13 protein-coding genes are annotated in these 11467 nt (G+C 49.3%); 7 read left to right on the top strand and 6 right to left on the bottom strand.

Annotation, left to right across the window (positions count from 1 at the left end):
- The first annotated feature begins 3 nt into the window (after window positions 1-3).
- The 6 genes from surA (at window position 4) to Q8O77_RS06765 (ending at window position 6372) form a co-directional block, all read left to right on the top strand.
- A complete protein-coding gene (gene surA, locus Q8O77_RS06790) occupies window positions 4-1293 on the top strand; it encodes a peptidylprolyl isomerase SurA (protein WP_305552095.1) in 1290 nt (429 codons plus the stop codon).
- Window positions 1293-2288, top strand: a complete 996-nt coding sequence (pdxA, locus tag Q8O77_RS06785; protein WP_305552094.1) for a 4-hydroxythreonine-4-phosphate dehydrogenase PdxA — start codon at window positions 1293-1295, stop codon at window positions 2286-2288. The genes surA and pdxA overlap by 1 nt, the downstream gene beginning before the upstream one ends.
- Complete coding sequence (rsmA, locus tag Q8O77_RS06780) at window positions 2281-3093, top strand: 16S rRNA (adenine(1518)-N(6)/adenine(1519)-N(6))-dimethyltransferase RsmA (RefSeq protein ID WP_305552093.1); 813 nt, start codon at window positions 2281-2283, stop codon at window positions 3091-3093. Before pdxA ends, rsmA begins: the two co-directional genes overlap by 8 nt.
- Window positions 3090-3467 (top strand): Co2+/Mg2+ efflux protein ApaG, encoded by a 378-nt coding sequence (gene apaG, locus Q8O77_RS06775; protein ID WP_305552092.1) that lies wholly within the window; start codon window positions 3090-3092, stop codon window positions 3465-3467. The genes rsmA and apaG overlap by 4 nt, the downstream gene beginning before the upstream one ends.
- The gene (locus tag Q8O77_RS06770) at window positions 3467-4267 is read left to right on the top strand and encodes a symmetrical bis(5'-nucleosyl)-tetraphosphatase (RefSeq protein WP_305552091.1); all 801 of its coding nucleotides are present in this window, start codon (window positions 3467-3469) and stop codon (window positions 4265-4267) included. Before apaG ends, Q8O77_RS06770 begins: the two co-directional genes overlap by 1 nt.
- 92 nt (window positions 4268-4359) lie before the next feature.
- Window positions 4360-6372, top strand: coding sequence for a methyl-accepting chemotaxis protein (locus Q8O77_RS06765; protein ID WP_305552090.1), 2013 nt, complete (start codon window positions 4360-4362; stop codon window positions 6370-6372).
- A gap of 58 nt (window positions 6373-6430) precedes the next feature.
- Here the strand turns inward: Q8O77_RS06765 and Q8O77_RS06760 are convergent, their stop codons facing one another.
- The 5 genes from Q8O77_RS06760 to rplU form a co-directional block, all read right to left on the bottom strand.
- The gene (locus Q8O77_RS06760) at window positions 6431-6805 is read right to left on the bottom strand and encodes a DUF3718 domain-containing protein (RefSeq protein ID WP_305552089.1); all 375 of its coding nucleotides are present in this window, start codon (window positions 6803-6805) and stop codon (window positions 6431-6433) included.
- A gap of 67 nt (window positions 6806-6872) precedes the next feature.
- Complete coding sequence (gene folA / locus Q8O77_RS06755) at window positions 6873-7370, bottom strand: type 3 dihydrofolate reductase (RefSeq protein WP_371133451.1); 498 nt, start codon at window positions 7368-7370, stop codon at window positions 6873-6875.
- A gap of 9 nt (window positions 7371-7379) precedes the next feature.
- A complete protein-coding gene (gene cgtA / locus Q8O77_RS06750; RefSeq protein WP_305552088.1) occupies window positions 7380-8537 on the bottom strand; it encodes an Obg family GTPase CgtA in 1158 nt (385 codons plus the stop codon).
- Window positions 8538-8704: 167 nt separating this feature from the next.
- Window positions 8705-8962, bottom strand: a complete 258-nt coding sequence (gene rpmA, locus Q8O77_RS06745) for a 50S ribosomal protein L27 (RefSeq protein ID WP_305552087.1) — start codon at window positions 8960-8962, stop codon at window positions 8705-8707.
- A gap of 15 nt (window positions 8963-8977) precedes the next feature.
- Entirely contained in the window at window positions 8978-9286 is a 309-nt protein-coding gene (rplU, locus tag Q8O77_RS06740) for a 50S ribosomal protein L21 (protein ID WP_068233856.1), read from the bottom strand.
- A gap of 211 nt (window positions 9287-9497) precedes the next feature.
- Between rplU and ispB the strand changes: the two genes are divergently transcribed.
- Window positions 9498-10469, top strand: a complete 972-nt coding sequence (gene ispB / locus Q8O77_RS06735; protein WP_305552086.1) for an octaprenyl diphosphate synthase — start codon at window positions 9498-9500, stop codon at window positions 10467-10469.
- A 59-nt stretch (window positions 10470-10528) separates the two neighbouring features.
- Here ispB and mdh read toward each other — a convergent pair whose 3' ends face one another.
- Entirely contained in the window at window positions 10529-11467 is a 939-nt protein-coding gene (gene mdh / locus Q8O77_RS06730) for a malate dehydrogenase (protein ID WP_305552085.1), read from the bottom strand.

Below are 11467 nucleotides of genomic sequence, written 5' to 3'. Positions count from 1 at the left end.
TTTATGAAGTTATCTCAAATTATCGCGACCGCACTTTTATGTTGCGTCAGTGTACAAGGCGCTGCGGCTGAACGCGAAATTGACAGGGTGGCTGCCGTTGTTGATAACAGCGTGGTGTTGCAGAGCGATGTTGACGATGTTGTTAACCGGGTTAAACGTAACGCTGCCGCACAGCAGCAAACCTTACCTTCAGATGCAGCCTTACGCACTCAAGCTGTTGAACGTCTTATTCTTACCAGTTTGCAGCTGCAACTGGCGCAGCGCATGGGTATGCAAATCAGTGACGCCCAGTTGGATGATACCATCCGCAATATTTCGCAAGACGAAAATCTGTCGCTGGAAGCGTTCCGTCAGCAAGTGGTAGCAGAAGAAGGCGACTACGAGCGCTTTCGCGAACGGCTGCGTGAAGAAATGATTACCGGCGAAGTGGTACGCGCCAACGTACAACGCAGGGTTTATATCAGCCCGCAAGAAGTTGACAGCGTGCTCAAGCTTATGGAAGAGCAAGGCGCCAGCAACGAACAATACAATCTGGGCCATATTTTAATTGCGATCCCAAGCCAGGCAACAACAGACGACATCAATGCCGCGAAAGAACGTGCGGATAAAGTAATGGAATTACTGCGCGACGGCAGTGACTTTAAGCGCATCGCTATTGCCTCTTCTTCCGGCTCCAATGCGCTGGAAGGCGGTGATTTAGGTTGGATGAATATTAATGAAATGCCAACGCTGTTCTCCGAAGCCATTCGCGGCCGTAAAAAAACCGATATGATTGGCCCATTACGTTCCGGTGCCGGCTTTCATATTTTAACTATCTTTGATATCCGCGGTGAAAACGTGGCCGATATCAACGAAGTTAAATCACGCCATATTCTGATCAAGCCGTCGATTATTCTCAGTGAAGAACGCGCCCGCAGTATGCTGGCAGAGTTCGTTACCAAACTCAGAGCCGGCGAAGCTGATTTCGCTGAACTGGCTAAACAACACTCTGAAGACCCGGGTTCAAAGCTGAACGGCGGCGATTTAGGCTGGAGTGAGCCTGCAGTCTTTGTACCGGCGTTCAGAGATACCCTTAATCGTTTGCAGCCAAATGAAATCAGCGAGCCGTTTCGTACCGAACACGGCTGGCATATTGCCCAGGTATTGGACAAGCGCACCGTGGATGCCACTGCAGATAAAAAACGTGAACAGGTTTACCGCATGATATTTAACCGCCGCTATAACGAGGAAGCCAACAACTTTCTGCGTGAGCTGCGTACCGAAGCCTATATTGAAGTGATGGCAGAAGACTGATGACACTGCGCCTTGGTATTACTCCCGGCGAACCGGCAGGCATAGGGCCCGATCTGGTTATCGCCATGGCGCAACAGGAATGGCCGGTTGAGCTGGTGGTGTGCGCCAACGCAGCACTATTAACCGACCGCGCCGCTCAACTTAATTTGCCGTTACGCTTACTGCCTTACGACCCAACAGCGCCGGCAGTGGCGCAGCGCGCCGGCACCCTGACGCTGGTAGACTTTGAGCTGGCAGAGCCGGTTGTTACCGGTCAATTAAATGCAGCTAACGGTCAGTACGTGATAGACACGCTGCGCTTCGCTGGCGAGAAGTCGATGAGTGGTGACTTTGCCGCCATTGTTACCGGTCCTGTGCATAAAGGCATTATTAATCAGGCCGGTATTCCGTTTAGCGGCCACACCGAGTTTTTTGCCCTGCAGTCTAATACGCCTTATGTAGTGATGATGCTGGCAACAGAAGGCCTGCGGGTCGCCCTGGCCACCACGCATATTCCGCTGGCTTATGTGGCTAAAGCCATTACCCGTGAGCGCCTGCTGAAAGTTATCAGTATCCTGCATCAGGATTTACAGCAAAAATTTGCTATTGCGCGGCCGAAAATTTACGTTTGCGGCTTAAACCCGCATGCCGGCGAAGACGGCCACCTTGGCCGCGAAGAGCTGGATATTATCATTCCTGCGCTGAACGAGTTGCGTGCTCAGGGCATGACACTGGTTGGCCCCTTACCGGCCGACACGCTGTTTCAGCCTAAGTATCTGAATGACGCCGATGCGGTGTTGGCAATGTACCATGACCAGGGATTGCCGGTGCTCAAACACATGGGGTTTGGCCGTTCGGTCAACATCAGTTTGGGCTTGCCGCTGATCCGTACCTCGGTCGATCACGGCACAGCGCTGGATTTAGCCGGCACCGGCAAAGCTGATGCCGGCAGCCTGTTCCATGCCGTTAACCAAGCCATTAGTTTGGCCACTAAAACGACGACTCTTAATGACTGATAACGTACACCAGGGCCACCGCGCCCGCAAACGCTTTGGCCAGAACTTCCTGCACGATCCTCAGGTAATCGGCCGTATTGTTAAAGCCATTGCTCCCAAACCAGACGATATCCTCGTAGAAATTGGCCCGGGTTTAGGCGCTCTGACAGAACCGGTCGCCGAAGCCGCCGGCCATTTAACGGTGATAGAGCTGGACAGAGATCTGGCGGAGCGTTTGCAGCAACATCCGCAACTGGCGGAGAAGCTCACCATTCATCAGGCGGATGCGATGAAGTTTGACTTCACCAGCCTGAGCAGCAGCACGAAAAAACTGAAAGTCTTTGGTAATCTGCCGTATAACATTTCAACGCCGCTGCTGTTTCATCTTTTTCAATATGCTGATTTAATTGAAAATATGCATTTCATGCTACAAAAAGAAGTGGTACAACGCATGACTGCTGTGCATGGCAGCAAAGCCTTTGGTCGTTTAAGTGTTATGACGCAGTACTATTGCACAGCGATGCCGGTGGTTGAAGTGGGGCCGGGCGCATTTAAGCCGGCACCTAAAGTCGAGTCGGCAGTGGTACGGTTAATACCTAAAGCGGTATCAGCCAGAGCATTAGTGTCGGCCGAAAGCCTGAACCGGGTTTGCCTTGAGGCCTTTAATCAGCGCCGTAAAACGCTGCGCAATTGCTTTAGTAATATTGCTACCGCAGAAGACTTGCTGCAATTGGGGTTGGATCCCGGCCAGCGTCCGGAACAACTGTCAGTGGATGATTTTGTCCGCATTGCACAGTGGCTGGAGCAAAAAGAGTCACAGCTATGAGTTCGCATTACAACGTACCGGTTGAAGTAGAAACCTTTTATATTGCGGCGCAGTCAGACCCTGCTGCCGAACGCTATGTGTTTGCCTACAGTATTACGATTCGCAATCATAGCAGTGAGGCTGTGCGTTTGTTACGCCGCTATTGGCTGATCACCGACGCTAATGGCAAACAAACCGAAGTAGAAGGCGAAGGCGTCGTCGGCGAGCAACCTCAGCTGGCGCCCGGAAGCAGCTATCGTTACACCAGTGGTGCTGTATTGGAAACGCCGGTTGGCAACATGCAGGGCCACTATGAAATGGAAACCTCACAGCAAGAGCGTTTTCATGCAGCTATTCCGTTGTTTCGTTTGGCCATGCCCAACATTCTTAACTGATGGCAACTTACGTAATAGGCGATTTGCAGGGCTGCTATGATGTGTTGCAACGCCTGTTACAACGCATCAGTTACGACCCGACACAGGACAAGCTTTGGTTCTGCGGCGATTTAATTGCCCGGGGGCCGCAGTCATTACAATGTCTGCAATTTGTAAAAAGCCTTGGGGATAACGCCGTATGTGTGCTGGGTAATCATGATCTGCATTTTATTGCTTGTTACTATGGCTTTAACAGCGTTAAAGCCAAAGATTTGTTACAACCGCTGCTGGATAGCCCGCAATTAGACGAACTGGTGCAATGGCTTCGCCACCTGCCGCTGCTTTATATCAGCCCTGATCAGCGTTACCTGCTGGTACATGCAGGCCTGGCACCACAGTGGTCACTTAATGACGCCATAACATTAACCAACGAAGTACAGCAGCTGTTACGGGATGACCCGCAGACTTTGCTTGGCGTTATGTATGGTAATCAGCCCGATTCTTTTGCCGCCGGCCTTAGCGCAGAACAACGTTGGCGTTTTACTGTTAACAGTTGTACCCGGATGCGTTTTTGCCGCGAAGATGGTACTTTGGAATTGAAAGAAAAAGGTCATCCGCGCTATCAGACTGCGCTGGTGCCCTGGTATGAATTCTGGCGTAATAAACCGCATCCTGAGCTGTTTTTTGGCCATTGGGCGGCATTAAACGGCTATAGTCCTGTAGCAGATATTCATGCGTTAGATACCGGCTGTGTCTGGGGTAATGCACTGACTGCTTACTGCATAGAAACACAACAACGTTATAGTGTGGCAGGCCTGTAGTAATCGCTGTATAATTGCACGCTTTGGCCAGACTTGAGAAGTTATTCATCTTACGTTAAGGTGAACATCAAGCAAAAAAATCGGGAGTTATTATGAAGTTAACCGTTGCATTGCGGGTGATCGGTGGGTTCGGTATTATTTCACTGCTCCTGCTTATCATAGGTGTGGCTTCCTATGTCAGCCTGAACAATATCAGTGCCTCGACCGCCGAAGTAAATCAGGTGTCCATTCCGGCACTGGAAAACAGTGCTTTAATGCAAAGCGAATTCGTTTCGATGAGTAAGCTTAGCTTACAAGCATTTTATGCCACCACCTTGAGCGAAGTGGCAACCTTGAAACAACAATTCTCTGAGCAGCAGCAAGGTTATCAGAAGGCTGCAAACACACTGACAACAGCAGTACAAGGCGAGCCGACATTAAAGTCTGCCGCAGATACTGTAGCCCAGGCTTACACTGACTTTACTCCGGTTACTGCCAAATTATTCAGTCAGTTGGAAAGCAATCTCAGCTTACGTGACACCATTGACAGCAAATTGTCAGATCTGGAAATGAATGCAGATGATATGGCGTCGCTTATTCTTGATTTTACTGACGTACGTGACGTACAGCGGCGTTTCCCCCGCTCTTATCAGGCTGCCACCAGTATAGAAACCGGCATTAATACCTTAATCAGCAATGTGGTGGATTTAAACCGTACTACCTCTGATACTACCGCTAACACTATCAGCAACGAAATTGCCTTTCGTCTGAAAGATTTGAATGAGCAGTTTGCCACTATCCGTTCAGAAACCAACGGCCAGGTTAACCTGGTGGCAGACTTGGAAGAAAAAGTAAATGAAATAAACAACTTACTGGAAGGCAGCAACAGCATTCCGGGCTTAAAACTACAACGGCTGCAACGCACCGCAGAAGCTACAGCTTCTTTAGCCGCCGCAGAAGAACAAACCGCCAACGCAATGTCCAGTTTACAGCGGTTGTTAAGCCAGGCCAGCGCCGCTGCAGAGCAGATTCAGCAGGACTCCGTTTCACAAGTGTCCAACGCCATAACGCTGATTTTTGTTGTAGTGCTGGGGTCAATATTGCTGTCTGTGGTTATCGCTACAGTAACAGTGCGTAGCATCTCCATACCGCTGGCCAAAGTGAACCAAATTCTTGGAGTAGTTGCCTCTGGTGATATGACGCAGAAACTGGATGACAGCGCTAAAGACGAGTTTGGCGAATTGGCGCGTAACTGCAACAAGGTTATAGCTAACCTGCAGCAACTGATTCAGGGCATCATTTCCCGCTCTACGCAGTTGGCTGCAGCCTCAGAGCAGACCTCAGCCATTACCGTGCAGACTACCCAAGCTATACGTGAGCAGAAGTCACAAGTGACCCAGGCAGCAACTGCTACCACAGAGATGAGCAGCACAGCACAAGTGGTACTGCAAAGTTCAAACGATGCGGTGGCAGAAATTAAGAATGCTGACAATGAAGCAGAGCGGGTTAAAGGCATTTCTCTGGAAAACAAAGCCATCATCGTGCAGTTGTCACAAGATGTTGAGCAAGCTTCTACCGTGATCAACAAATTGCATAAAGACAGCGCATCTATCGGCAGCATCCTCGACGTTATTCGCGGTATAGCCGAGCAAACCAATCTGCTGGCATTAAATGCCGCCATTGAAGCGGCTCGTGCCGGCGAGCAGGGGCGCGGTTTCGCCGTGGTAGCTGACGAAGTACGTTCATTGGCCAGTAAAACTCAGGCCTCTACCCAAGAAATACAGGCGATGATTCAGGTGCTGCAAAGCGGCGCCCAAGCTGCGGTAGAAGCCATGAACAAAGGCCGCAAGCAAGCTGAAAACTGTGTTGAGAAAACCGAAGTAGCCACCAAAGCACTGGACTCCATCACCCACGCGGTGCATCTGGCACACGATATGAGTGAGCAAATCTCTGACGCTGCAAAAGAGCAGAATCAGGTATCACACGAAATCAGCAAGTTGTTGGAGTCAATCGTGTCTATTGCCGAAGAAACTGCCTCCGGTGCCGAGCAGACTTCTGAATCGAGCCACGAAGTGGCGCGTTTAGCTGAAGAGCTGCGTGTATCAGTCGAACAATTCAAAGTGTAAGCAGAGCAACAGCAATAAAAAAAACCGCCCTCAGGCGGTTTTTTTATTTAATGAAGTTTTAACTTCCGGCCCGCTCTTTCAACACGGCCAATAGCGGTGATGCCGCAAAGCCGTTCGCTTCAGCCCAGGCAATATCACCGGAGTCGGCAATAGCTGAGCCTGGTAGCTGCTTAGCAATAAACTCACCGACATCTGCCGCATTGCTGGTAAAAGAATGCCGGATCAAGCTCTGGCCGTTACATATCACACCATCATAGATGTTACGTAAGCGCAGGCGATAGTCACTTAATACCTTACGCAAGCGGTTCTTATCGTCCGCGGCTACGTAGTCACACATAGAAGCAGCTAACTGATCATCGGCTACCGCAGCAGGCGCTACCAGTAATGACAACGTCACTGCTGCCGTACAAAACAAAGTTGGCAATAATCTCATTTACTACTCCTCGCTGTATATAACCTGAATCATCTTAACAACATGTGCTGACAGGTGCAAATATGGCCTAAATCGTACTTTGACGCTCCAATGTTACAAAGCGACAGGCGTATGGATTTACTGAATCTGCGTTATGGTTTGACTCATCAACCAGGCGCCAGGGGCCGAACGGCTGGTAGTCAGGAAAACAAGTATCCCCTTCCGTCTCCAGCGCTATCTCGGTTAGATACAAGCGCTGTGCCAGCGGCAAACATTGCTGATAAATTTGCGCACCACCAATAACCATAACTTCCGCCTGACCTTGCAGCAAGTTCAACGCTTGCTCTAATCCCGTAACCCACTCAGCGCCTTGCGCATCAGCCGGAGGACTGCGGCTGATCACAATATTACGCCGGCCCGGTAACACACGACCGATAGACTGAAAAGTCTTACGCCCCATAATTACCGGCTTACCTAAGGTAACTTGTTTAAAATGCTTTAAGTCGGCGGGCAAATGCCACGGCATACGGTTATCTTTGCCTATTACTCTGTTGGCAGCCATAGCTGCCACCATAGATATAATCATTAACGTACCTTAGCGCTGATAAATCACTTCCACATCATAATCATCGTCATCGAAGTCGTCATCATCGTCATCTTCATCAATCACATGCTGCGCATCAACAGGGCTGTCATCCCATTTAAAGTTTACCGGATCAGCGGCTTGTTCTGCCGGCTTATCCGCCGGTAGTAACTCAATATAATTAAGGATATCAGCCGCTAAACGCTCAGTGTTGGTACGGCTGGCGGCAGCAATTTTGAAAACCGGGCCATCCCATTCCAGTGCGGCCGTAACCTGAGCAATAACATCGTCCAGCTCATCGTCCATCACCAGATCAAGTTTGTTAAACACCAACCAACGGGGTTTACCGGCCAGCTTCTTACTGTACTTTGCCAGTTCCTGCACTATGGTAACGGCGTTTTCCGCAGGGTCTGAGCCATCTGCCGGCAACACATCAACTACGTGCAATAATAAGCGACAACGCTCCAGATGCTTCAAAAACTGGATGCCCAAGCCAGCGCCATCGGCAGCACCTTCAATCAAGCCCGGAATATCGGCAATAACAAAAGAGCGGTGCGATTCAACCCGCACTACGCCCAAATTCGGCACCAGGGTGGTAAACGGATAATCGGCCACTTTCGGCCGTGCAGCAGATACTGCGCGGATCAAGGTAGATTTACCGGCATTTGGCAGACCTAACAAACCCACATCAGCCAGCAACAGCAGCTCCAGGCGTAAATTACGGATTTCACCCGGCGTACCGTTGGTTTTTTTGCGTGGCGCACGGTTAGTACTGGTAGCAAAGCGGGCATTACCCAAACCATGCCAACCACCTTTTGCAACGCGTAATCGTTGGCCAGCACGGGTTAAATCGCCCAGCGCCTCGTCGGTATCAACGTCTATAGCGCGGGTGCCGACCGGCACACGTAACTCCAGGTCCTTACCGCGTTTACCGGTACAGTTTACACTGCCACCTTTTTCACCGGGCTCTGCGCGGTGAAACTTTTCAAACTGATAATCTACCAGCGTATTCAGGTTTTCATCGGCAACCAGATAGACATCGCCACCATCGCCGCCGTCGCCGCCATTCGGGCCACCCTTTGATATAAACTTTTCACGTAAAAAACTGATAATGCCGTTGCCGCCGTTGCCGGCTTCAACCCGTATTATCGCTTCATCTACAAACTTCATCGGGTGCGTCCTGATTAACCATATTAAATAACTACCAGCAAACGGCTGGCATATAAGTATAACTTAGCTTGTTGCACGCTGTGCACAAAATGCCTGTTAGGTTGTATCAGGCAGAATGTTTAATAAAAAACCCCGCACAAGGCGGGGTTTGTTTAAAGTTTTACAGCTTATTCGCTGACGATGCTCACAAAACTACGATTGTGCTCACCTTTAACTTCAAATTTCACTTTACCTTCAGTTAAAGCGAATAAAGTATGGTCTTTACCGATACCAACGTTGGTGCCAGGGTGGAATTTAGTACCACGCTGACGCACGATGATGCTACCAGCTAAAACTGACTCGCCACCAAAGCGCTTAACACCTAAGCGTTTAGCTTCTGAATCGCGACCGTTACGAGTGCTACCTACACCTTTCTTACTTGCCATGTGTCGATACTCCTGTTACGCGCTGATGCTGGTAATTTTCACTTCAGTGAACCACTGGCGGTGGCCCATCTGTTTACGTGAATGCTTACGACGACGGAATTTAACGATTTTAAGCTTATCGCCACGGCCATGAGTGACCACTTCCGCTACTACTTTACCACCTTCAACTAAAGGTGCACCGATACTGATATCTTCGCCATTAGCGACCATCAACGGTGTAAATTCGATTGTTGCGCCGGTTTCTAAGTCTAGTTTTTCTAGACGTAGAGTTTGACCTTCCGTCACACGGTGCTGTTTGCCACCACTTTGGAAAACCGCGTACATAGTTAACTCCGTACAAAGCACGCCATCGCTTGTTTTAAGGGGCGTGTTAATTCAATTCACAGGGCGCGAATTGTACGCAATTTCCCCTACCCCCGCAAGTAGTAATATAAAAAAGATCATTGATGCCATAAAAGGATCCGGTTTTGCTTTGGGACTGCCTCGCCGATAGTGTAGAATTATCGCCATTCTAAGGTTTAAGCAGTTGTTTTTCATGACGCTCGAACAGATCCAGCAGCTATCCTCTGAGGATATGGCCGCTGTTAATCAGCATATTTTTTCGCAGCTAAACTCTGACGTGGCCCTGATTAATCAATTGGGTATCTACATAGTTAACAGTGGCGGCAAACGTTTACGCCCTCTGTTGGCGGTGTTGGCCGCCAGGGCATTAGGTTATCAGGGCAATGCTCATGTTACCGTTGCCGCTATTATAGAGTTTATTCACACCTCAACGCTGTTACACGATGATGTGGTTGATGAATCAACACTGCGCCGCGGTAAACAAACGGCCAATGCAGTGTTTGGCAACCAAGCCAGTGTATTGGTAGGCGACTTTTTATACAGCCGCTCATTCCAGATGATGGTATCGCTGAACGACATGCGCATTATGCATATTCTGGCTGACGCCACTAATATTATCGCCGAAGGCGAAGTATTACAGTTGATGAACGTCAATGACGCTGACACCACCGAACAAAGCTATATGCAGGTGATTTACTGTAAAACCGCCAAATTGTTCGAAGCCGCAACTCAATTAGCCGCTATTATTGCGCAGCAACCTGAAGCTGTAGTGAACAGCATGAAGCTGTACGGTATGCATTTAGGCACTGCTTTTCAGCTGATCGACGATGTACTGGATTATCAGGCTGATGCCACTGAGCTGGGCAAAAATATTGGCGATGATCTGGCTGAGGGTAAACCCACACTGCCATTAATTCATGCGCTGAAACACGGCACTGCTGCGCAACAAGCACTGATCCGTGAAGCGATAGAAGAAGGCAATGGCATGGCGCAGCTTGACGCTATTATGGCTGCATTGCATGAAACCAACGCCTTTAGCTATACCCGGCAATTGGCAGAGGCCGAAGCAGAAAAAGCCCGACAGGCTCTTGCCGCCGTTCCCGAATCAGACTACAAACAAGCATTACTGGCGCTGGCCGATATTGCAGTATCGCGCAGCCACTAAAGTTTTTCCGGCTGCAAATAAAAAAGGCGCCTTAGCGCCTTTTTTATTTGCAGAACAACTTAGTTATTCTTTACAAACTCTTCGCCTAAGGTGATATCGGCTTTTAACGTGCCGAGCATATCATTCATGGCTTTTTGCTCATAAGCACTTAAAGTACCGATTGGCAGTAATGCCTCTACGCCATTTTTACCCAGTGTAATTGGCTGAGCGAAGAAGCGGGCATATTCGCCGTTACCTTCGACATAGGCATATTCAGTTACTTTCTCGCCCTGCAAACCCTTAATTAAGGAAATACAGAAACGCGCAGCAGCCTGGCCCATAGACAATGTTGCAGACCCACCACCGGCTTTGGCTTCAACCACTTCGGTACCGGCATTCTGAATACGGTGTGTCAAAGATGCCACTTCATCATCAGAGAAACTTACACCGGTAACTTGTGACAATAACGGCAGAATAGTAGTACCGCTGTGGCCACCGATAACAGGTACTGTGATTTCAGTCGGGTTTTTACCTTTTAATTCACCAACGAAGGTTTCTGCACGAATCACATCCAGCGTAGTTACACCGAACAAACGACGCGGATCATAAGTACCGGCCTTTTTGAATACATCAGCAGCAATAGCCACAGTGGTATTTACCGGGTTAGTGATAATACCCACCAACGCTTTCGGGCACTGTTGCACAATAGCTTCAGCTAAGGTTTTTACCACACCGGCATTAATGTTGAATAAATCTGAACGGTCCATGCCAGGCTTGCGTGGCATACCGGCAGGGATCATCACAATGTCTGCACCAGAGAGTGCAGTGTGTAAGTCTTCTTTACCGTAACCTGTTACTTTAACAGCAGTAGGGATATGGCTTAAATCAACCGCAACACCCGGTGTTACCGGCGCCAAATCATATAACGCTAAATCTGTGCCTGCTGGTAAGTCTAATTTCAGCAATAACGATAATGCCTGGCCAATACCACCGGCGGCACCTAATACGGCAACTTTCAT

Source organism: Rheinheimera sp. (genome assembly GCF_030690345.1).
Classification (GTDB): Bacteria; Pseudomonadota; Gammaproteobacteria; order Enterobacterales; family Alteromonadaceae; genus Alishewanella.
This window is presented reverse-complemented; position numbering and strand designations above follow the sequence as displayed.

Coding starts and splice junctions, on each gene's coding strand:
- surA (WP_305552095.1), top strand. CDS start 4: ATGAAGTTATCTCAAATTATCGCGACCGCACTTTTATGTTGCGTCAGT.
- pdxA (WP_305552094.1), top strand. CDS start 1,293: ATGACACTGCGCCTTGGTATTACTCCCGGCGAACCGGCAGGCATAGGG.
- rsmA (WP_305552093.1), top strand. CDS start 2,281: ATGACTGATAACGTACACCAGGGCCACCGCGCCCGCAAACGCTTTGGC.
- apaG (WP_305552092.1), top strand. CDS start 3,090: ATGAGTTCGCATTACAACGTACCGGTTGAAGTAGAAACCTTTTATATT.
- Q8O77_RS06770 (WP_305552091.1), top strand. CDS start 3,467: ATGGCAACTTACGTAATAGGCGATTTGCAGGGCTGCTATGATGTGTTG.
- Q8O77_RS06765 (WP_305552090.1), top strand. CDS start 4,360: ATGAAGTTAACCGTTGCATTGCGGGTGATCGGTGGGTTCGGTATTATT.
- Q8O77_RS06760 (WP_305552089.1), bottom strand. CDS start 6,805: ATGAGATTATTGCCAACTTTGTTTTGTACGGCAGCAGTGACGTTGTCA.
- folA (WP_371133451.1), bottom strand. CDS start 7,370: ATGATTATATCTATGGTGGCAGCTATGGCTGCCAACAGAGTAATAGGC.
- cgtA (WP_305552088.1), bottom strand. CDS start 8,537: ATGAAGTTTGTAGATGAAGCGATAATACGGGTTGAAGCCGGCAACGGC.
- rpmA (WP_305552087.1), bottom strand. CDS start 8,962: ATGGCAAGTAAGAAAGGTGTAGGTAGCACTCGTAACGGTCGCGATTCA.
- rplU (WP_068233856.1), bottom strand. CDS start 9,286: ATGTACGCGGTTTTCCAAAGTGGTGGCAAACAGCACCGTGTGACGGAA.
- ispB (WP_305552086.1), top strand. CDS start 9,498: ATGACGCTCGAACAGATCCAGCAGCTATCCTCTGAGGATATGGCCGCT.
- mdh (WP_305552085.1), bottom strand. CDS start 11,467: ATGAAAGTTGCCGTATTAGGTGCCGCCGGTGGTATTGGCCAGGCATTA.